Origin of the sequence: Lactobacillus kullabergensis (assembly GCF_000967195.1) — a bacterium.
GTDB lineage: Bacteria > Bacillota > Bacilli > Lactobacillales > Lactobacillaceae > Lactobacillus > Lactobacillus kullabergensis.
Window position 1 is genome coordinate 720,016 of sequence record NZ_KQ033871.1, and the last position, 22,598, is coordinate 742,613.

Consider the following 22,598-nt stretch of genomic DNA (forward strand, 5'->3'; position numbering starts at 1 on the left):
AATGATTTTTTGAAAAAAGCAAAGTATCGCGTATTTGAAAAGTTGAGACAACTATTAGATGATAAATCTGCGGTAACCACAAAAGAAGTTGCAAAAGCAATGAACCTTTCTCGAGGTGTAACTAGTTCATATTTGGCACAATTATATCATGAAGGACTACTGCTTAAAAAGGGTACCAAACCTGTTTATTGGCAGCTGATATCTAATAGTCAAGACGCTTTTGAGCAATTGATTGGAGCAAATGGTAGCTTGAAGAACATTGTTAGTCAATGTAAAGCTTCTGTTAACTATCCTCCTAGTGGTTTTCCTTTAATTATTACTGGACCATCTGGTTCTGGAAAAAGCTATTTAGCATCATTAATTTTTAAATATGCGCAACAAGAAGGAGTTATTAACAAAGGCGCACATTTTGTTGTTTTGAATTGTGCGGATTATGCTAATAATCCAGAACTTTTATCATCTGTCCTTTTTGGCTATAAGAAAGGCACTTTTACAGGAGCGGACGCTGATAAAACCGGATTGGTTGATCAAGCAGATAATGGCTATTTGTTTTTAGATGAGGTACATCGGTTGCCTCGGGAAAGTCAGGAAAAGTTATTTGTTTTACTAGATTCTGGTAAGTTTTATCCGTTAGGCGAAAATAAGCATTTTAAGCAAGTTAATGTTCGTTTTATTTTTGCAACAACAGAAAAAATAGAAGATAAACTGTTGAATACATTTTTAAGAAGAGTTCCCCTAAAAATTGCTTTACCTGGATTTTCTGAAAGACCACTTATTGAAAAATATCAGCTAATTGAATTCTTTTTGAAACATGAAGCAAATAGAATAAATCGTACAATAAAAATTTCGTTTAATACTATCCAAGTTTTAGTTAATCAAAAGCAGGAGGGCAACATAGGTTCATTAGCAAACAAAATTAAATTGTTATGTGCTGAAAATTTTAATTCTTCTGATAAGAAGGCTATTGAGATTCCTAATAATAAAAATATAAGTGGACCTAATGTTGATTGGCTTGTTTTTAAGCCAAATTCTCAAGACTTATTAGTAAATTTAGCAAAGGAAAACTCAAAAAAATATTTAAGCACATTGTTAAGCACTTTGTATGACAATGAAAATAAAAATCAAGAAATTTCTGAGCAAAATCTTGTTTTAAACCAGTTTGTAAATGACATTAAAAGGAATTCCGTCTTATTAATATATGACCAAAATTTCGAAAAGTTTCTCATGCAGCAGTTAGCAACTGCTACTGAAAAAATTGGCAAAAAATATGGAATACTCAAATACCTTAGTAGCCAAAAATTATGTGAAGCGGCTAAAGTTTTATCTGTAATCCAGGAATGTTCTGATCTGCCTGATATATCTAATTTATTAACTTTAGTAAGTAAACATTATCCACGAACAGTTTATTTGTGTAAACAAATCAGAAGCTGTTTCAAAGTAGATATCAATAATGACTGGTTTATACCCATTTTTTTATATGCAGTTTTTGACGAAATTGCTGGGAAAATTGAATCTCAAAACCTTTTGGCAATTATGGTTTGCCATGGTGGCAATGTTGCGTCTGACATATGTGCAATCGTAAATGAATTGTGTGGCAACTATATATTTGAAGCATTTGATATGCCACTTAATGTTTCTAATCACGAAATTGCCCAAAAAATTAAGCTTTACATTAGAAAACAAGGACGAAAATATGATGGGACAATTTTATTGTTTGATATGGGATCCTTAAGTAATTTATATAAAGAAGTAAAGGTGTTATTAAATAATGATTTACTGGTAATCAATAATTTAACTACGGAAATTGCTCTTGATTTAGGTTTGCAAATCCAGCAAAATAAAAGTTTCAAAAAAATCGCAGAAAAAGCTGAAAGTTATCCGAGCACAATGAGTGTGAAATATTTTGAAGGAATTTCACAAAAAGCAAATATTATTGTTTCTTGTATGTCCGGTGAAGGACTTGCTGAGGAAATAAAAAGGATTTTGCAAAAAGTTTTGCAGACAGACGTTGAAATTATTACTATGGATTATCATGAGCTAAAGACAACACTTCAAAGACATGATTTGTCATATTTTAAGAATACTAATTTTATATTGACTACAAATAACGTTGATCATCAAAAAGAATTAGATGTACTTAACTTATATGACATAATGGACGAAGATGGGGATAAAAGACTACGGCAATTGTTAAAAGAGATGGGAGAAACTAAAAAAAATGTTGATAAATTAACCAGCGAACTGCTTAAATTTTTCACTATTGGTGGTATTAAAGGAAGACTACGCTTTCTTAATCCTGACGTAGTTATACCTGAAATTCAAGAAATTGTAGCAAAATTTGAAAACTATTATCATGTAGCCTTGACGAATAAGTTTAAATTGAGTTTATGCATGCATCTAGCTTTGATGCTAGAACGTTTAATGCTTGATCAAACTAGTGACCAAGAAAGCAAAGATACTCAAGAAAAAAGTAAGGAAGAGAAAGATTTTTACCATGTTGCAGATAAGATTTTTCACAATATTGAACAAAAGTATAACATAAAAATAAACGATTATGAATTATCTCTTATTTATGAATTATTTAAAACAAACAGTGAATAAAAAATCTGCTTAAGGAAGTGCTCAAAAATGCTCTTCCTTTTTCGTTTTAATTTTAAAAAACCTGGTTATAGCTGTGTTTATTATAAGTTGGCATGATACTTGCTTAGTAATTAGTGACAACTTGGAGGTGAAAGAATGAGAAAATTAGTTTTAGCTAGTCATGGTAGTTTGGCAGAAGGAATTAAAAATTCAGTGGAAATGATTAGCGGAAAGCAGAATAACTTGTATGCGTTTTGCATGAAAGAAGGGGAGAGTCCAGCGGTTTTAAAAGAAAGAATTGAAGAGATTATATTTGATAGTAACAAAAAAGATGAGATCGTGTTGGTTTCAGATTTTCCTGGTGGCAGCGTAAATACATTGTTAATGAGTTTTTTGACTCAAAATAATATTTATCTGGTTTCAGGAATGAATTCAATGTTGGTATTGAATCTTCTTTTGAGTAAAGAGCCTATTGATTCATGCCTTAAGAACGCAATTAATGCAGGAAAAAACACTATAAAGAGAATTGAATTAGAAGAAGAAAATGAGGAGGATGATTTTTTTGATTAGTTTATTAAGAGTTGATGATAGATTAATTCATGGGCAAGTGGCAGTTGTTTGGAGTCGATATTTGAACGTGAACCGCATTGTTGTTGCCAATGATGAAATTTTGGATAATAAAGTACAGATTATGGCATTAAAAATGTCTGTACCAGAAGGAATTAAGCCGTTTTTTGTTAGTTTAGACAAGGCAATTCAATTATTAAATAATCCCAAATCCGATAAATTGAAGATTATGGTAGTTGTCAATAAACCAAAGGACGCGTTAAAAATTGCCAAAAAAGTTTCCAATATTCCACTGATTAATTTGGGTAATTACGGTAGAGTCGGATCAGAAGATATGAAGGGCAAAAAGCAGTTAAGTAAAAATATTTTCATTACTCCTGATGATGAAAAAGATTTGAAAAAGCTTCTAGAGACAAATATAAAGATTAACGTTCAACCAGTACCTACAGATCCAGATGTGCAATTATCAAGTTTGTTATAAAAAGGAGGTAAAAAAATGTTAGTACCAGCTTTATGGGTAGCGTTAATAATGTTTGTGGGAAATTTTTCCGATTGTGGCATGTCCGATCCAATGATTAGACGTCCACTTGTTATGTCAATGCTTGTTGGACTTGCTTTAGGTGATTTAAAAACGGGAATTATTATGGGAGCCTCACTAGAAGTGATTTTTCTTGGGATCAGTGGAATTGGTGGTGCAATGCCTTCTGATTCTATGACTGGTTCTATATTTGGGACAGCCTTTGCAATTTTAAATCATCAAGGAGTTGCTGTTGCACTATCTCTTGCAGTTCCAATTAGTCTCTTAGCCGTTTTTGTCAATCAACTAGTTATTTTTATACGTGGTCTTTTACTCAGTACTTTTGAAAAGTATGCTGAGGAGGATAAGAGTAAATCAATTGAAAGGTTACATTACCTAAGCATATTTGGAGGACCACTTGTTTATGCACTTATTGGCTTTTTAGGAATTTATTTAGGTTCGGGTTCAATATCGGCTTTAGTAAAAGCTATTCCTCCTGTAGTTATGAATGGGCTTACAGTTTTGGGGCAGATGCTTCCAGCATTAGGTATCGCGTTACTGTTAAATATGATTTATGAAAAGGGAAATATGTTGTATTTGCTTCTAGGATTTGTACTTTCAAGCTATTTAAAGTTACCTATCATAGCAGTTGCCTTAATAGGAATCATACTAGCGTTTATTCTTGCATCAATAGATAAGAATATTTTGGAAGTTAAAAATATGAAAACTCCGAAGGCAAAAGCAGTATCAGAAGATTACACAAATAATTCACTTGAGGAGGATTTTTTCAATGACTAATAAAACAACTAAAACTGAAATAATGGATAAAACAACTTTTAGAAAAATATTTTGGCGTTCTTTTCTACTCCAGGGCACATGGAATTATATTAACGGTGCTGGTGTGGGAGCCTTGTACATGATCTTGCCATTTATAAGAAAACTGTATCCTAAGCCAGAAGACAAGTCAGCAAGAGTTTCAGCTTTAAAAAGGGGATTAGCATATTTTAATATTACACCTGCCTTAGCCCCCTTCCCTATGGGAATTGCTTCAAGTATGGAAGAGCAAAACAAAAATATAGCCGATTTTGATCCTAGTTCAATTAATGCCGTGAAGGCAAGTCTGATGGGACCACTTTCCGGAATTGGTGATTCTCTGTTTTGGGGAACAATCAGAGTAATCGCTGCCGGAATTGGTATTAGTTTAGCAAAAGCAGGAAATGTTCTTGGACCTATTTTATTTTTGGTTATCTATAACATTCCAAATTTCATTGCAAGATATTATGGCTTAAGGTACGGTTATGAATTAGGCGGAGATTTTATACAAAAAGCATATAAAAATGGTTATATGAAAATTATTACTAAAGCTGCCGGCATTTTGGGTATGATAATGGTTGGTGCAATGACTTTTAGCACTGTTACTCTGAAAACTATTTTAAAATTTAAAATGGGTAGCATGAGTTTTGATCTTCAGAAAATTTTAGATCAAATTATGCTTGGAATCATACCTTTAACGGTTACTTTAATTACTTTTTGGTTGATTAGAAAAAAGGTAAGTGCAAATAAGATAATTGTACTAATGGTTATTTTGTCATTTGCACTAAGTGCTTTGAAAATTCTTTAATTTTTGAAAGGACTGACATGGAAAAATATTTATATAGACCTAAAAACTGCTTTTTTGGTGATTGTATGCCATTTTATAACAGGCATGACAAATTATTTTATTTATACTTTCAAAAAGATACTAGAAACCCCGTGCCCTTTGGTGAACCTTTTGGATGGGAATTAGTTACAACGAGCGATTTTGTTCATTATAAAGAATATGGTGAAGTTTTAAAAAAAGGCTCCGAAGAAGATCATGATGAGTTTGTTTATGCTGGCAGTGTGTTTGAACAAAACAACAATATAAGAGCTTTTTATACCGGGTATAATCGTAATTTTGTAAATAAAAGTTGCTCATCACAAGTTTTAATGAAAGCTTCAAGCAAAGACGGGATTCATTGGTACAAAGATGGACTTGCAAAAGAACTTTCGCCACAAACTGGTTATGATTCAGATAATTGGCGGGATCCCAGTATTGTCTGGAACCCCGATAATCAAGAATACATTTTAATATTAGGCACACGTTTAGTTTCTGATTTAAAAGCAAAAACAGGAAGGTTGGTTTATTACACATCAAAAAATAGTCAGGACTGGACTTTTAAAGGAGATTTTTGGACGCCAAATTTATATACCATGATTGAAATGCCACAAATTTTTAAAATAAAAGATTGGTGGTACTTGGTCTATTCTGAATACGATCTTAATAAGACTACTCATTATGTGATGAGTAAAAAAATTACGGGACCCTGGTTATTTCCAAAACAAGATACCTTTAATGGCAGGGCTTATTATGCCGCAAGGACTGCTAGTGATGAAAAAAATAGATATCTTTTTGGTTGGGTACCTTCTAAAGAAGCTGGAAAGGACGAAAATAATTATTTATGGGGTGGTACCTTTTTACCTTTGAAAATTACTCAGAATAATGATGGATCATTAAAAACGTCAATTCCAGACACTTTAATTAATACTGTTTCAGAAAGATATAGTTTTGAATCTCAAAAAATAAAATCAAAATATAAAAGGACAGAAACTCAACTTCAAGGTAATCAGCCTAAAAAACATTATTTACTGAAAAATAAAATTGTGTATGAACCTGGCACCAAAAGTTTCTCCTTGATATTCTTTGAAAATTCTGATACCAAAGAGGGCTATGAATTCAATATTGATCTCAATAAACAGCAACTAAGTGTTAGAAGAACACCAAATTTAAGATGGTACCAAATGTTAAATATTGGTTTGTCCAGGCAAGCTAACTTGGTTCCTAATAAAGAATATGATATTTCTTTATTGATTGACGATACTATTGCTGTTATAGAAATTGCTGGTGTTGTATTGAGCTGTCGGGTTCAGAAAAATACCTGTTATGGTTTATCATTTGCGGTAGTTGATGGTATAGTTCAAATTAAATCATTTTAAATAGTTAAAAAAGTCTAATCTCACAATATTGAGATTAGACTTTTTATGCGGTTGATAAATGGGTGTTTCAAATGATATCTAAAAGCAAAAATTAAATTATTTTTAACTTTTTTATGTACATTTTTAAATAAAATGATAAAATACTTAATAATTAAATTTAAGGAGGAAAAAGCAATGAGTCGAATTAGCAATCAGCATATTTCGATTTTGTCACAAATCATTTTGCCGACAATGTATACCTAAGCACTATTATATTAAAGGAGTACAAATATGGCTGATACAACCAATACTAACAAACTAACAGTAAAAACTTTTCTTAACAACATTTTAGCTGGGACTGCAACTGGAATTATCGTAGGCTTGATTCCAAATGCAGTTGTCAGTGCGATTTTAAAGTTATTTGGTCAAAATCCGGTGACGGCATCTATTAATCAAGCATTATTGATTTTTCAGTGTGCTACACCTTTGCTAATTGGGGCCTTAATTGCCATCCAATTTAAAATGGTGCCACTGGATGTTGCCATTGTAGGGGCAGCTGCTTATGTTGGCTCTGGTGTTACAAAATTCGTACCACAAATTGTGAACCCTGCTACTAAAGCTCAAGGTGTCTTTGTTTCGGCAGGAACAGGCGATCTTATTAATACTATGATTACAGCTGGCTTGGCTGTGGGGCTTTTGTTATTAGTGGGTCAACGTTTTGGCTCTGTCAAAATTGTTGCAGCTCCGATTGTTGTTGGTGGAGGAGCAGGTTGGATCGGCATGATGATTTTGCCATATGTAAGCAAAATCACCACCTGGCTTGGGTCAGTAATTAATTCCTTTACTAATTTGCAGCCGATATTAATGTGTATTTTAATTTCCTGTATGTTTGCAATTTTGATAATTTCACCAATATCGACTGTGGCAATTGGAATGGCTATACAATTAAATGGTCTTTCGGCAGGTGCAGCAGCAATGGGAGTCGCGGCAACGACACTGGTATTGGTCGTTCATTCTTGGCGAACTAATAAATCAGGAGTTACTATTGCAATTGCATTAGGAGCAATGAAAATGATGATGCCCAATCTTTTCAGGCATCCAGTTATTGTTTTACCAACATTAATTACAGCAGCACTTTCCGCTATTCCAGTGGCTCTATTTCACGTTAGTGGCACTCCAGCTTCTGCTGGTTTCGGTCTCGTTGGCCTAGTAGGGCCCCTGGCATCCTTAGATGCTGGCAAAGCAAGTATTAATATTGTAATGGCCTTGATTGTCTGGATAGTATTTCCAGTTCTAGTAGCAATGGTATGCCGTTTCCTCTTTGAAAAAGTATTTCATGTTTATGATGAAAAGGTAGCCTTTGCCTATCTAGGTGAATAATTGTAATTACTTAAATCTGTCATAAAAAACAAATCCTTACTTACACCAATTTATTTTAAACATCAAAAAACTCGTGAAAAACAAATTTTGTTTTATTCACGAGTTTTTATTTGTAAACTGATTCCTAATTTAAATTAAATTTTTCCCATGCAGTTTCGATTTGATCATAATTCAATGCTGCTGTCTTAGGAAAAAGTAATTTAGCATCTTTTAGATCCGTTTTAGAGCCAACGCCAACTGATAAAGCACCTGACTTGTTGATAGCAGTGATACCTGCAATTGAATCTTCAATACCTACGCAATCCTGTGGTTTAAGATTAATTGCTTCAGCTGCAGCAATAAAAATGTCTGGTGCTGGCTTACCAGCGGCAACTTTACTTGGATCTGCAATTGCATCAAATGCCTTTGTCAGTTGTAATTTTTCTAGTATGAATGGACCATTTAAGCTAGCAGAAGCCAAAGATAATTTAACGTTGTTTTTCTTTAGGGATGAAATTAATTCACTAATTCCAGGTAAGATATTTGCAGGAGTTAAACTGGCCAACAAATTTCGGAAAATATTATTTTTTTCAGTGGTCATTTCATTAAATTGTTCTTGTGACACGGAGATATTTAAAAATTTTAAGATTGCCTTTAAAGAATCTGTTCGGCTGACACCTTTTGTTTGTTTTTCAAGTTCATCTGGCAATTCAAGGTTAAAATGAATTTTGATTAATTTTCTCCAAGCTTGGAAATGGTATACGGATGTATCTGCAATGACTCCATCTAGATCAAAGAGAACGCCTTTCATTTAAAAACTTCCTTTCACTTGTTACTGGCGTAGTATCAAGTATTTTCTTAATTTGGTTAAAATCTTCGTCTGAAATATTAATAAATGGCAACAGACTATTCAATTCTACCATAGAATTTTCACCAAATTTTTTGAGATTATCGGGATCTTGCAAAAAGTCAAAAACAGTATTGATTGGTCTTAGCTGTTTAACAAGTTCCGCATCGCTCATTAGTTCTTTTACGGGCATATTGATATTGTAGTATTCAATATAACTGTTTTCTGGCACATAAGAAATTGTAAAATCACCGTTAGTTAATTCCAATGGCAAAGATGATTGCTTGCCATTAATTTCTACTTTATCCTTCACTCTAAGTAATTTTACGGTTACTTTTTGACCAAAGGGAATACTAAGGTTGACCTTAATAGTATGTTGGTCATCAGCTTCAAGTTGGTAAGCCATTTTGAGATCACCGTATGAACTGTGGTAGTGACCTGAAATCTTTTTCAAACGGTAATCAAATTTGGGTGCAAAAAGCACGTTTTGATAGCCATTGGTTTGTTTTCTTAGTCCCAAAACTTGTTGATAAACCCACTGCATAATAGCACCGATTGAATAGTGGTTTAAAGAGTTCATTCCTTCGGGATTCATTGAGCCATCTGGCAAGACGGAATTCCAGCGTTCCCAAATAGTAGTGGCACCCAAATTAACTTCATAGAGCCAGCTTGGAAAATCTTCGTTGAGAAAAATTTGTGTCGCTAATTTATGTTCGCCATTTTCAGATAAAACCTGACAAATAAAGGGCGTTCCAATAAAACCAGTTTGTAAATGATTGTGGTCTTTTTTTAGCCTCTGAACAAGATCGTTAACAACGCGTTTTTTCTGTTTTTCTGGTACTAAATCAAAATGAAGAGCTAAAGCATAAGCTGTTTGTGTATCAATTGCTAGACGGCCATTTTTAGTAATAAATTCATCTCTGATAGCTTTTTTAATAGCTTGAGCTTGTCGGTCATATTCTTGAGCATCAGCAGTATTACCTAAAATGCGAGCTGCTTGAGCAACAATCCAACTGGAATAAGCGTAATAAATTGAGGCAATATAGTCTTCGTCAGTTTTTCCACTAGGTATAGCCGGGTTCTCACCGTCTAAAGACAGCCAGTCACCGAATTGAAAGCATCCTGTCCAAAGATTCTTGGTCGTGGTTGCTTGACCAATCCAATCTACCCAGGCTTTCATACTAGAATAATTTTGTCTTAAGATAGCCGGATCGGCAGTAGCCTGATATGCTGTCCATGGAATAACAGTTGCGGCATCTCCCCAAATTGCTGCACCACCATTATCATTTCCCATAGCTGGCGCGTACATCGTTAGCATACCGTTATGTGCAGCCTGTTCAATTTTCATATCTTTAGCATATTTTTTAAAAAATGGATAGGCATTCATATTTAAAATGGCAGTGCTGGCAAAAATGTCGGCATCTCCTGACCAGCCCAGGCGCTCGTCTCGTTGCGGACAGTCTGTTGGAACATCAAAGAAGTTGCTTTTTTGACTCCATAAAACATTCTGGAGCAAGCGATTAACCTTGGTATTAGAGGTTTTGATACCACCAGTAATTTCAAGATCAGAATAAATTACCGCTGCCCTGAAATCATCTTTTCTTAAAGGCTGAGAATTATCGGAAACTTTGACATAACGGTAACCATAGTAGGTGAAGTGAGGTCTAACCCATTTTTGTTCACCGTTTGAAATATAATGAAAGGCTGCACGAGCCTCGCGCAGATTATCCCGGTAAAAATTGCCGTCTTGAAGGATTTCTCCCATTTGTAAGTCAATTTCCTTGCCAGCTGATTCGTGATTGTAAAATTCTGGCCAACCAGCATGATTTTGACCGAAATCGAGGACTGTTTCACCTTTAGGAGTACGTATAATTTCTTTAACAGGTAAATATTCTTTTATTTTTAAGGGCAGGCTTAGACGATCATGCAATATTTCTTTAGAATGCTGCAATATAATTGCAGGCTGCCAATTAGTTATTTTTTTGGTATCGTCAAAGTCCTCTCCGTAATAAATGGCTGATTTGGTTATTTTGCCAGCAGAAGTTTGCCATGAGGCGTCGGTATTTATTATCTGACTGCTGCCATCATCATATGCGATATGCAACTCAACAATAGCCATTTGTTGGTCGCCATAAATGCAATCTTTACCGCCATCGAAACCGAAGTTGCCTTTATACCAACCATCCCCAAGGGAAATTAAAAGTTCCTGTTGTGATTTTTCATTCAGCATCTCAGTTACGTCATAAGTTTGAATCTGTGCCAGTTTGTCATAGGCTGTGACACCTGGTGCAAGGAACTCATTACCAATTTTTTTCTTATTTAAAAAAGCTTCGTAAACACCTAAACCGCTGATATAGAGGCGGGCATTTACTACTTTTTTAGTGATATCAATGCTTTTCTTTAATAGAGTATTTTGAATGTCTTTATTTTGACTACCAATCCATTCTGCAGTGAAAGGTTCATTCATTTTACCAGTTTCAAAGAAACTGTTTTTACTTGTTTGAGTATTATTATCTTTTAGAAAAATTGTTATTTCATAACGGGTTCGGGGCTTTAGTTCCAATTCGAAGTCAAAATAATTATTGTCGTATTGTTGCCACTGACTATCATAAACGGGTTTATGGGCACTTATTGTTAAACGCTTTTGTACATCACTTGCCTTTTGATTAGTTTCAGCACTGAATTCAATTCTTAAATGATTGTCTAAATCGTAACCAAGAGGTTTGGTATAATGGTTGACTAAAATATCTTTGATTTTTAACATTGATTTTCCTCTTTATAAATGAGTTTCAAAATGGCCACAGAATGGATCTACAGGACTTTGCCCGGTAAATTTGTCATGTCCCATCATTTTTTCCAGAAGAGCATCAATTGTGACATCATTGCCTGTGTAAGCATTAATATAAGTTGAAACCATTGGAATATCAAAGAGGTGGTAAGGATTACAAGTAGAAACAAAAACAGTAGGGATGCTTTTCATGAACCACGGAGCGTCCGCTGCCATTAGATGAATCCAATCAAGTCTGGTTGTGGTCTGATTGCTTGCCGTTTCAACGTTAGCCACATAAAATGCCAGGTCAAACTGATCCTTTTCGTATTGCACTCCTCCTGCGAAAACTTCTTTAAAATCAAGATTTTTCCGATCAAAAACTGTAACTTTAAATCCTTTTTCTGTCAGTTTCTCCTTAAATTTTGCAGTTACCTTACCGCCTTCTTTAAAGCCACCATCGTCTGTATCACCTAAAACAACTAAACGAACACGGGGATATTTTTCTGGTGTAATAGGCAATAATTTGTCGCGGTCTTTAACTAAAGTAACAGATTCTTTTGCTACTTTAGCGGCCAATTTTTCATGTTCTGCCAATTTTAAATCAATTTCTTGCGATGCAGGTTCGCAAAGGTTATTTTTTGTATCCATCACGCCTTGTGCGACTTTAGTGGCAATTATTCTGGTAACAGCTTCATCGAGTCGCGTCATTGAAATCTTGCCACTTTTGACTGCCTCAGTCACAAATTGATAGTCTTCATCGATATCCTTGTTGAATAAGATCATGTCGATACCCGCATTAATGGTTGCAGGTAAGGCTTCTGAACGTGGCAAAATTGCATTGTAGCCGATCATTGGTGTGGCATCAGTAATGGTGAGACCGTTAAAATGCAGAACAGTGCGCAAAAGGCCATCAATTAGCAATTTGGAAGTAGATGCAGGACGTAAATCCTTATCTTCAATACCAGGTTGTAAGCGACGTTCCCAAGCTGGTTGCATAATATGGGCAATCATGACAGCAGGCAGGCCATTTTGAATTAAGTGACGATAGATTTGTCCGTAAGATTCCATCCACTTATCTGTAGATAACGAGTTAATTGAGCTCAAAAGATGTTGATCTCGTTCATCAACTCCGTCTCCAGGGAAGTGTTTAGCTACCGGAATAACATGATTAGCGTTAAGAGCTTTGATTTGAGCATCTGACATTTTGATGACACGCTCTTTATTGCTGCCAAATGTGCGCACATTCATTATGGGGTTACGAAAGTTTAAGTCAAGATCTACAATCGGTGCAAAAGCCATGTTGCCGCCAACTTGTTTAGCCTCATAGCCGGATACATCCCCTAAATTATATGCATTCTGTTCGTCGTTAGTAGCTGCAACCTGTAAGGGTCTGCCAAACCATGTGCCTTCAGTTAATAAGCCATTCCCGCCAGCTTCCAAATTAGCAGCAATGAACAGGGGCGTTTGACTTGCTTTCTGCGAAACAGCTATTTCGCGCTGCAATTTTTGGGCTTTATTAGGCCGGTACATGATACCACCTGGTTGATATTTTTTTACAAACTCTGTTAAGTCAGTGTTGTCTTCATCCTCACCAATGACAAAGAAAAGTTGTCCTATTTTAGCAGCAAGTGACATGTTAGTTACTTTATTTTTTATAAAATTGATTTCGGCAATTGTTAAGTTATATGGAATTTGAGTTAAATCCGTCATATTTTCCTCCCAAATTTTGAAATGTCTTGCTTTGTTCTTCATTTTAACTTAATGTAAAAAAGTAAACTATTGTTAAATTACATGATAAAACTGTCTATTTCACAGAATTTAAGTCACTAGTTAAAAGGGATCAAAAATGCATGAAAAAATAATTCAAATGTTACGCCAGAATAATGGCTTTCGCGACTGGAATACTATGTTGCAAGATTTTAAATCAGGTGACTTTAAATTAAAAGTTGCTGGTCGTATTAATAGTGAACCTATTTATGAATTCTTTAATACATATTCAGATAACTTCGTCTTAAACAGTAGTTCTATTACAATTTCTGTTCAGCCTGTACAATCATATATTCCTTTTCACGTTCATGATTATGTAGAAATTAATATACCTTTAGTAGGTAATTGTGTCGTAGTAACAGAGCATGAGCGTATTAAAGTTAATCAGGATAATATGATTTTTATCGGTATCAAAACTCCTCACAAAGTAGAACCAATTGGTAAAAATGGTGTAGTTTTAAATATTGAGCTCCGAACCTCTGCTTTTTCTCTAAATGAACTTGATTTTTTACAATCAAAGGGTAAGGGCGTTTCAATTTCCAACTTGCTTTTTTCTTTATTGTCAGACGAAGATCATGGTGAAGGGCGATATAGTCTGTTCGAGATTGACCATGATTCCAAAATTACTGCTATTATTTACGATATCATTGACGAATATTATGATGACAAAATTCAGTCTGACCAGATCATTAAATTAGAAATGTTGACTATGTTTTCCTTGCTCATCAGAAAAACTTTTTATCGTGAAGCTCAAGTCACTGACTCAAAAAAGAAAAACAATAATTTGCTTTCATTGTTACTTTACATTGAAAAAAATTATTCTGATATCACATTGGAGCAAATGGCGCAGCATTTTGGCTTTAATCCTAATTATTTATCAGATTATTTAAAAAATGAAACTGGATTGTCATTTATTAAACTGGTTCAGTTGCAAAGGGTGAATGTCGCCGCAAAATACTTGACCTACACTAAGGCTTCAATCGAAAAGATTGCTGCCAGAGTAGGATATGAAAATGCGTCCTATTTTTATAAAATTTTTAGACATTACTTTGGCATTTCTCCAGCAAAATACCGTTCTAATACCAGATGATAGCCTCTTTTTTCGATTTCTTATGTTTCTAAAATCTGTGAAATCAACATAGATTGTCTAGCTTTTGCATATTGTTCGCTTATTTCAATGAACATATACTTTAAGAAATGAAAGCGAATTAATAAGATAGGAGCGTAGAAAATGAAAAATTTTCAAAAATGGCTGGAAAAATATCTGGTCCCGTTTTCAAATAAATTAGGACAAAATAAGGTTCTGCAAAGTATATCTTCAGGTATGGTAATGACATTACCAGTTACTATTGGTGCCTCGGTGTTCTCAATATTTGCCAGCTTTCCAATCAAACCTGTTGCAGATTGGTTTGCCAAGGTGGGAATAACCCCGTCAATGTCAGCTATTGTTAATGGTACGATGAACATTTTAGCTGTTTTTATATCTTTTACCATTGCTTATAATTATGCCAAAAGCTGCAAGCAAAACGGAATTGTTGCTGGCTTATTCGGTTTGGCCAGCTTTTTCGTATTAATGCCACAAACTGTTCCCGGTAAAAAGCCTGTTAATGCTTTTCAAATGACATATTTGGGTAGCGAAGGCATAATTGTAGCAATTATTTTGTCAATTTTAATCGGAGTATTTTACGTTAAATTAAGCAAAAATAAGAAACTGACTATTAAACTGCCAGATTCGGTTCCAAGTATGGTCAGTTCTTCAATTGAGCCACTGATAATTGGCATAATCATATTTATTGCTGTCTTTATCGTAAGGGCAATATTTGATTTTTCTCCGTTTAATAATGTATTTGACTTTATTAATAAGTTAATAACCACGCCGTTAATGCACGTCGGTGGTTCACCATTAACTTTAATCCTGATTTTTGCTCTGTCCAATGTTTTATTTACATTTGGAATTCATCCAGCTGCTATCGAATCTGTGGTTATACCATTAATTATCTCAATGATGGTTAGCAGTACACCCGCTTTTCAAGCTGGGAAGACTATTCCATACTTGAGTAATCTGGTAGTTTTTGCATTTTCAAATAATGACGCAGCAGGTGCTACTCTTGGTCTGGTTTTAATGGGTTTAATACTAAGTAAGTCTAAGCGGTACAAGGAATTCTTTAAGGTTTCTGCTTTGCCAAATCTATTCAATATAAATGAACCTATTATCTTTGGTATGCCAATTGTTTTAAACCCACTGATGTTTATACCCTTTGTTTTATCAACCTTTGTTTCTGGTGGCATCGGTTTGTTAGCCGTAAAGATCGGTTTTATTACTAATTACAACCCCAGCTTAGGAATGGGAATGCCATGGACAATGCCGAAAATAATTGCTGATACAATGATTATGGGTTGGCAAGGGGCAGTAGTTTGGTTAATTAACTTTTTACTGATGTTTGTGATTTATCTGCCATTCTTTAGGGTTGCAGATAAGCAGGCATTTGAAGAGGAGAATAAGTAAATATGGACAATCAATTTCATCTTCAAGATGATTTTCCTAAAAATTTTCTCTGGGGAGCTAGTACTTCGGCTTTCCAGGTTGAAGGCGCCGCATATGAAGATGGCAAGGGAGAATCGGTTGCTGATTTAAGATCTCAAAAAAGTAAATTTTTAGATACTTCAGTTTCTGTTGATCATTATCATCATGTTGAAGAAGATGTGGCTTTAATGGCAAAATTAGGATTGAAAAGTTATCGTTTTTCAATCTCATGGTCGCGGATTTTTCCTCACGGCAATGATAAAGAACCTAATCAAAAAGGAATTGCTTTTTATAATAAACTAATCAATTTACTAATCAAAAATCAAATTGAGCCTATTGTAACAATGTTTCACTTTGATTGCCCCATTTCTTTAGTAAAACAGTATGGTGGTTGGGCTAATCGCAAGGTCATTAATGATTTTTATAACTATGCCAAAACGCTCTTTAATGAATTTGGAGATAGAGTTAAATATTGGTTAACTATTAATGAACAATCTCTGCTAGCTAATGTCCCTGAAATGAATGGGATTAAGGATAACGACTTGCGCCTCTTAAGAGAAAAAGGCGAAAATTCAAACTATAATATGTTTTTAGCTCAGGCGAAAGTATACCGGCTTTGTCACGATCTGTTTCCTGACTCTATGATTGGACCAGCAGTCTCCTATATGACTAATTTTCCTTATGATCATACTTCTAAAAATGCACTCAAAAGTAAGAACATGGAAGACTTAATCTCATTTATTGATATGGATGTGGCTCTGAGGGGAGAACTGCCTAGTTATTATTTACGTTACTTGGAAGATAGCAAAATCACTCTTGATTACCATGAAGGGGATGCAGATATTTTAAAAAACGGACGTGCTAATTTCTTAGGGTTAAATTGGTATTCAACGTCAGTTTTTAAGCTGAGCAATGAAGAAAGCCCCAAAATGCTCGCCGGTGTCATCTCCAATGTTGAAAAAGTAACAGACGACCGGCTGATGAACTCCGAATGGGACTTTTCTTATGACCCTGTCGGTTTGCGTTTTGCTCTGCAAAAAGTCAATGATCGTTATCCCCATATTCCGATTATTATTACTGAGTGCGGCTGGCCTGAACGGGAGCAACTTGAAAACGGTCAGGTGCATGACCCAAAACGGATCAAGTATCTCAACGGGCACATTTTTGAACTACGTGAAGCTATTAAAGACGGAGTTAATGTCATTTCTTTTAATCCGTGGTCATTTTTAGATTTGTTAAGTGTTAACGATGGGATGGATAAGCGTTACGGCTTGGTTTATGTTAACAGGAACAATCAGTCAATGCTTGATATGAAGAGATATCCCAAGGATAGTTTCTACTTTTATCAAAAAGTAATTGCTACGAATGGTAAAAACGTGACCAAAATGGAAATTGATGAGTAGGCTTTGATTATAATTTGATAAAAAGTTTTTAAAACAATATTTAAATCGCGTCAAAGCCAGCTTCGAAAATCTAATTATTTTGAATAACAATAAAAGGACTTTAGAATTGTGATTTTAAAGCCCTTTTTGATAGTTGAAAAAGTAATTAAATTACATAACTCATAAAAATGATCAAAATGCTTTCATCGAAAAAATAATTCTAAAAAAGTTTACTAATGCTTACGGATGTAAACATTTTGCAACAATAACAATTAAAATAAATAATTTTAGCAAAACGACTTTTAGGTGATTAAATAACTAAAAAAAGCCCCATTTTTTGCCTAAAAAAAGGTATAATTTGAAATGAATTGAAGGGAGTTTTTTTATAAATGATGTGTGATAATTTGTTTTTTAAAATTTTGTGGGTAGTCGTTTACGCTATTACCGCTTATTTTACCTTTACCGGCAACATGATGATGGCGATGTACTGGATGGCAGGCGGTATGCTGGCCCAAGCAGTAGTTGATCTTGTTTATCATTTTTGGCCAAATCGTAAAAAGTGTTAAAAAAGCAGCTTCTATTAAACGAAGCTGCTTTTTATTCGTCATTTTCTTTTAAAAAGCTCTGAATAATTCTTTCTCTCATAGTTAGAAAGACCTGATTATGACCAGTAGGGTGAATACGATTGGTTAAAAGAATTAAGCCAGACTTTTTTACGCGGTCAAGAAGCATAAGAACACCAGTGAAGCCAGTATGCAGAATCAGTGGGTAATGCAACTGAGGGTCAAAGCGCAAGTCCCAGCCCCATGAGCGTGGCTTGACACCAGCCGGATTTTTATTATCGAATAACATTGCGACAAGTTCTTGACTGAAGGGCAGAATTTGTTTATCTAAGCCCAAGTAACCTTTACTTAATTTAACCAAGTCATTCATTGTGGAGAAAAGTCCCGCTGAACCGCAATCACTGCCAAGCTGGCGTGCTTTAGGATCATGCGGTTCGCCTTGTAAAACTTTTCCTTGGTAAACAGCGGTGGGCACACATAAGTCCTTAGGGGGATTGAACGTCGTATTTTCCAAACCAGAAGGCTCGATTATTAATTTTTGACCAACTTCTTGAACTGGCTGCCCAAATATTTTTTTAACAACCAAACCCAACAAGATAAAATTCGTATCGGCATAGCGCATTTTGTGTTCAAATTCGTCTGTGACAGGTAAATGAATGATGGCATTGATTAATTCGTCGCGAGATAACTGATCGCGCTTTTCAATCCAGCCACGGATTCCGCTGGTATGGGTAAGCAGATGAAAAAGGCGGACACGTTCATCTTTAAATTCAGGAATAAAGTCGTGCAGTGGTTCAGTAAAATTGAGCTGCCCCTCTTGATATAATTTAAGCAAAATATTTTCAGTAATAATTACTTTGGTCAGACTGGCTAGATCATAAATGGCAAACGGACTAAGCTGCGTAACCGTCGGATAAGTACTTGCAAAGCCGACAGTTGAAGTGAAAACTTGTTCATTTTTTATAAAAGCATAGTTAACGCCCGGTACAATGCGTTCCGTAACCATTGATTCAATTAAATTTTGGGTGTTTGAGTAGTCAATCATATAAACTATCCTTTGTTAAAAGTTTCTTACTCTATTATATACAATTCATTGATTTATTTTTGCAAATAAGTGCGAATGAAATTTTAAATGTTAAAAAACAGATTTAATGGTAAATTTTATGTAATCGCTTGCATAAATGGAATTCTAATGTTAGATTTAAGTTTGTAAAATAAAAGAACTTTTATTTGACGTGTTACTGGTAATGCAGGCAAGATCAAATGTATGTAATTAATAACCGAGATTAACGGTTTTATTTACGTATGTTTGGTCTTTTTTATTGAAATAAAAGAGGAAAATTATGGATAATCATAAAATCGCGCTACAAATCCTAGATGGTGTAGGTGGAAAAGAAAATGTCTCTGGTTTAACTCATTGTTTTACCAGATTGAGATTTGTTTTAAAAGACGAAAGTAAAGCTAGTACGGATAAAGTTTCCAGTATAGAGGGAGTGATTCAGGTCGTAGAGGCCAGCGGGCAATTTCAAGTTGTTTTAGGTAATAAAGTTGAAGTAATCTATGATGAAATCATGCCTCTGCTCGGAACTACTGAGACCGAAAATGATGAGCAAGACAAAAAAGTTGGTATTGGTACAAAGATTTTAAATGTTGTAACTGCTATTTTTACGCCAACTATTCCGGCCATTGCTGCTTCGGGAATGTTAAAGGGTATCTTGGCTGTTGCAGCATTAATTGGCTTAAATGTCTATCACGTTGATATAAAGACATTTAATACTTATATTATTTTGAATGCCGCTTCAGACGCTTTATTTTATTTTATGCCGGTGATTTTGGCTAGATCGGCTGCTAAAGTTTTTAAAACGAATGAATACATAGCTATGACTCTGGGGGCCACGCTATGCTATCCCACTTTGGTAGAGTTGATGACCGGAAATAAAGCAGTAACGCTGTTTGGGATTGGAATTACCAAGGCAAATTATGTTTCCTCGGTTGTTCCCATCATCATAGCTGTTTTTGTACTGGCCTACGTTGAAAAATTTGTTAAAAAAATAATGCCGGATGTGCTCAAAATTATTATGGTACCAACTTTGTCTTTACTTATTATGGTACCGGCAACTTTAATGATTTTCGGCCCAATTGGTATTTATATTGGTAACGCAGTTAATTGGGCATATCACTATATCATGAATTTAAGTCCGATTTTATTGGGCGCCTTTGTTGGTGGTATTTGGTGTGTACTTGTTATTTTTGGTGCTCACAGAGCAATCATTCCGATTGGTATAAACGATGTTGCTAAAACAGGACGGCAAAACCTGCTCGCTTTTGCCGGTGCAGCAAACTTTTCACAAGCTGGTGCTGCTTTGGGAGTTTTTCTCAAAACTAAAAATAAAAATCTGAAAACTGTTGCAGCTTCAGCCACAGTGACAGCATTGTTTGGAATTACCGAGCCGGCTATTTATGGTGCTAACTTGCGTTTGAAAAAGCCCATGGTTTATGCAGTAATTAGTGGTGCTTTAGGCGGTGCATTAATGGGCTGGGGTGGCTCTTACGGAAATGCTTTCGCCAATCAAGGTGTCTTGACTATTCCCGTATATGCTTCTGCTGGGACTAAGGCTTTCGTTTGTTACATTTTGGGTTGTTTAATTGCCTTTGGTGGCGCTTGCATTTTAACAGTTATATTAGGTTTTAATGATTTACCTAGTGATGCAGCTCCTGCAGAAAAAAATAGTTCAAAAACTGACCAGATTGAGGATAATCAGGAAGAAAATCCTGCTAAAACCATTGATGAAGATTTAGTTGCAGATGACTGCGACTTATCTGTAAATTCTCCTGTTGAAGGTAAAACGATACCTCTAACTCAGGTTTCAGATGAAGTTTTTGCATCCGGAGTTTTGGGTAAAGGCATTGCAGTTCAACCTACTTCAGGAAAAATTTTGGCTCCTGCAGACGCCACAGTTAGCATGATATATCCGACTTTACATGCAGTTGGTTTAATATTAGACAATGGAATTGAAATGATGATCCATATTGGCATAGACACAGTTAAACTAAATGGACAGTATTTTGAAAAGCATGTTCAGGATGGAGACCATGTCAAGAGGGGTCAGCTGTTAGTTTCATTTGACATGCAAAAGATTGAACAGGCAGGTTATGACTTAATCACCACAGTTGTTGTGACTAATTCGAAAAACTATGCAGCGATTGGTTCTACAAACAAGAATAACGTCACTAATAACGACCAGTTGTTATACTTGTTATCAAATTCATAATATTTTAGTCTAAAAAAATGATTAAATAGAGGGGTAAAATATGGAAAAATTTGACTCAGACTTTTTATGGGGTGCGTCCTCATCAGCCTTTCAAATTGAAGGCGGCTGGAACGAAGATGGTAAGGGAGAATCAGTAGCAGATTATAATTCTTTTGTTCATGCTGGTCCTGAACTAGCTGATACAAAGGTAGCCAGTGATTTTTATCATCATTATCGAGAAGATATTTCTTTAATGAAAGAATTAGGTCTTAAAGTTTACCGTTTCTCCATTGCCTGGTCGAGAATTATTCCTGATGGTGATGGTCAGGTTAACCAAAAGGGGATAGACTTTTACAATAAAGTGATTGATTGTCTAATGGCAAATGGGATTGAGCCGTTTGTTACCTTATATCATTTTGATTTGCCTCTGGCCTTGGTAGAAAAATATAACGGCTGGGAAAACAGGTCTTGCATTTCTGCTTTTAGAAGATACGCCCAAATATGTTTTAAAGAATTTGGTGACAGAGTCAAGAACTGGCAGGTGATCAATGAGCAAAACCTGATGGTTCGTGTAGATGAGCGCTTAAATATGTATCATGTTAAAGCCAAGAATAAAGAACGTGTCAGAGCACAAATGGATTACAATATGTTTGTTGCAAGTGCCTACGTTATGCAAGACTGTCATAAGATGGTGCCAAACGGTAAAATAGGACCAGCAATATCATCCACCATGACTTATCCGGCATCTACTAAGCCACTTGATGTTTGGGCTGCTAAAATGAATGATAATTTTAAGACTAATTATGCTCTAGAAATGTATTGTCATGGTCAATATCCTGGGTACTATAGCAATTACCTTAAAAAAGTTGGCATTTTGCCATCAATGCAGGATCAAGATGAGCAAGTATTACGGGATGCTCGGCCTGACTTCATAGCAGTCAATTATTACCGTACGCTCGTTGCCAGTTACTTGCCGAGCGATGCCAAGCACCCATTTGGTACAAGGAAAAATGATGTGGATTTTGATCTCTATGGTTATTTTAAGATCGAAAAAAATACTAACCTGTCTGCAACGAAATATGGTGCTCAAATCGATCCTATGGGTTTGAGAATTGTACTAAATGAATATTATCGTCATTTTCGTTTGCCAATGATTATTACCGAAAATGGTTTAGGTACTCCAGACACTATGGCAAAGGATGGCAAGATTCATGATCAATACCGTATAAAATATCTTGCAGATCATATCAAGGCTTGTTATGATGCAATTCAGGATGGGGTAAAACTAATCGGTTATTGTCCTTGGTCAGTTATGGACCTGTTAAGTTCGCATCAAGGATTTAAAAAGCGTTATGGCTTTATTTACGTTAATAGAACTGATAATGAATTAAAAGATTTACGTCGAATTCCCAAGGATAGTTTTTACTGGTACCAAAAGGTTATTGCAAATAACGGATTGGTCAACTAAACAATTGTA

The 22,598-nt window shown here is 35.1% G+C and carries 17 protein-coding genes; 13 read left to right on the forward strand and 4 right to left on the reverse strand.

Annotated elements, in window-relative coordinates; all coding sequences use genetic code 11:
* The first annotated feature begins 9 nt into the window (after positions 1-9).
* From JF76_RS04135 to JF76_RS04165, 7 genes are all read left to right on the forward strand, one after another.
* Positions 10-2,601 carry a sigma 54-interacting transcriptional regulator gene (locus JF76_RS04135; RefSeq protein WP_045927935.1) on the forward strand — a complete coding sequence of 864 codons (2,592 nt, stop codon included), beginning with the start codon at positions 10-12 and terminating at the stop codon, positions 2,599-2,601.
* Positions 2,602-2,736: 135 nt separating this feature from the next.
* Positions 2,737-3,150, forward strand: coding sequence for a PTS sugar transporter subunit IIA (locus JF76_RS04140; protein ID WP_045927936.1), 414 nt, complete (start codon positions 2,737-2,739; stop codon positions 3,148-3,150).
* Complete coding sequence (locus JF76_RS04145; protein WP_045928933.1) at positions 3,143-3,628, forward strand: PTS sugar transporter subunit IIB; 486 nt, start codon at positions 3,143-3,145, stop codon at positions 3,626-3,628. Before JF76_RS04140 ends, JF76_RS04145 begins: the two co-directional genes overlap by 8 nt.
* Positions 3,629-3,643: 15 nt before the next feature.
* The gene (locus tag JF76_RS04150; protein ID WP_045927937.1) at positions 3,644-4,462 is read left to right on the forward strand and encodes a PTS mannose/fructose/sorbose/N-acetylgalactosamine transporter subunit IIC; all 819 of its coding nucleotides are present in this window, start codon (positions 3,644-3,646) and stop codon (positions 4,460-4,462) included.
* The gene (locus JF76_RS04155) at positions 4,455-5,285 is read left to right on the forward strand and encodes a PTS system mannose/fructose/sorbose family transporter subunit IID (protein WP_045927938.1); all 831 of its coding nucleotides are present in this window, start codon (positions 4,455-4,457) and stop codon (positions 5,283-5,285) included. Before JF76_RS04150 ends, JF76_RS04155 begins: the two co-directional genes overlap by 8 nt.
* 17 nt (positions 5,286-5,302) lie before the next feature.
* Positions 5,303-6,679, forward strand: coding sequence for a family 43 glycosylhydrolase (locus tag JF76_RS04160; RefSeq protein ID WP_045927939.1), 1,377 nt, complete (start codon positions 5,303-5,305; stop codon positions 6,677-6,679).
* Between the two features lie 270 nt (positions 6,680-6,949).
* Positions 6,950-8,038 carry a PTS sugar transporter subunit IIC gene (locus JF76_RS04165; protein ID WP_045927940.1) on the forward strand — a complete coding sequence of 363 codons (1,089 nt, stop codon included), beginning with the start codon at positions 6,950-6,952 and terminating at the stop codon, positions 8,036-8,038.
* Between the two features lie 124 nt (positions 8,039-8,162).
* Here the strand turns inward: JF76_RS04165 and pgmB are convergent, their stop codons facing one another.
* From pgmB to JF76_RS04180, 3 genes are read right to left on the reverse strand one after another with little or no spacing between them, the layout of a single operon-like run.
* Complete coding sequence (gene pgmB / locus JF76_RS04170) at positions 8,163-8,828, reverse strand: beta-phosphoglucomutase (RefSeq protein ID WP_045927941.1); 666 nt, start codon at positions 8,826-8,828, stop codon at positions 8,163-8,165.
* Positions 8,809-11,628 (reverse strand): alpha-L-rhamnosidase, encoded by a 2,820-nt coding sequence (locus tag JF76_RS04175; RefSeq protein WP_045927942.1) that lies wholly within the window; start codon positions 11,626-11,628, stop codon positions 8,809-8,811. Before JF76_RS04175 ends, pgmB begins: the two co-directional genes overlap by 20 nt.
* Positions 11,629-11,640: 12 nt before the next feature.
* Entirely contained in the window at positions 11,641-13,344 is a 1,704-nt protein-coding gene (locus JF76_RS04180; protein ID WP_045927943.1) for a glycoside hydrolase family 3 protein, read from the reverse strand.
* A gap of 136 nt (positions 13,345-13,480) precedes the next feature.
* Between JF76_RS04180 and JF76_RS04185 the strand changes: the two genes are divergently transcribed.
* The 4 genes from JF76_RS04185 (at position 13,481) to JF76_RS10315 (ending at position 17,873) form a co-directional block, all read left to right on the forward strand.
* On the forward strand, positions 13,481-14,491 hold the full coding sequence (locus JF76_RS04185) for an AraC family transcriptional regulator (protein WP_045927944.1): 1,011 nt from the start codon (positions 13,481-13,483) through the stop codon (positions 14,489-14,491).
* A gap of 141 nt (positions 14,492-14,632) precedes the next feature.
* Complete coding sequence (locus tag JF76_RS04190; RefSeq protein WP_045927945.1) at positions 14,633-15,907, forward strand: PTS sugar transporter subunit IIC; 1,275 nt, start codon at positions 14,633-14,635, stop codon at positions 15,905-15,907.
* A 2-nt stretch (positions 15,908-15,909) separates the two neighbouring features.
* On the forward strand, positions 15,910-17,328 hold the full coding sequence (locus tag JF76_RS04195) for a glycoside hydrolase family 1 protein (protein ID WP_045927946.1): 1,419 nt from the start codon (positions 15,910-15,912) through the stop codon (positions 17,326-17,328).
* A gap of 368 nt (positions 17,329-17,696) precedes the next feature.
* Positions 17,697-17,873, forward strand: coding sequence for a hypothetical protein (locus tag JF76_RS10315; protein ID WP_167594934.1), 177 nt, complete (start codon positions 17,697-17,699; stop codon positions 17,871-17,873).
* Between the two features lie 31 nt (positions 17,874-17,904).
* Here JF76_RS10315 and JF76_RS04200 read toward each other — a convergent pair whose 3' ends face one another.
* Positions 17,905-18,915 (reverse strand): serine hydrolase domain-containing protein, encoded by a 1,011-nt coding sequence (locus JF76_RS04200; RefSeq protein ID WP_045927947.1) that lies wholly within the window; start codon positions 18,913-18,915, stop codon positions 17,905-17,907.
* 298 nt (positions 18,916-19,213) lie between these two features.
* Here JF76_RS04200 and JF76_RS04205 point away from each other — a divergent pair, with 298 nt between their 5' ends.
* Both JF76_RS04205 and JF76_RS04210 read left to right on the forward strand, forming a co-directional pair.
* The gene (locus JF76_RS04205) at positions 19,214-21,142 is read left to right on the forward strand and encodes a beta-glucoside-specific PTS transporter subunit IIABC (RefSeq protein WP_045927948.1); all 1,929 of its coding nucleotides are present in this window, start codon (positions 19,214-19,216) and stop codon (positions 21,140-21,142) included.
* Positions 21,143-21,182: 40 nt separating this feature from the next.
* The gene (locus JF76_RS04210) at positions 21,183-22,589 is read left to right on the forward strand and encodes a glycoside hydrolase family 1 protein (RefSeq protein WP_045927949.1); all 1,407 of its coding nucleotides are present in this window, start codon (positions 21,183-21,185) and stop codon (positions 22,587-22,589) included.
* Positions 22,590-22,598: the final 9 nt, after the last annotated feature.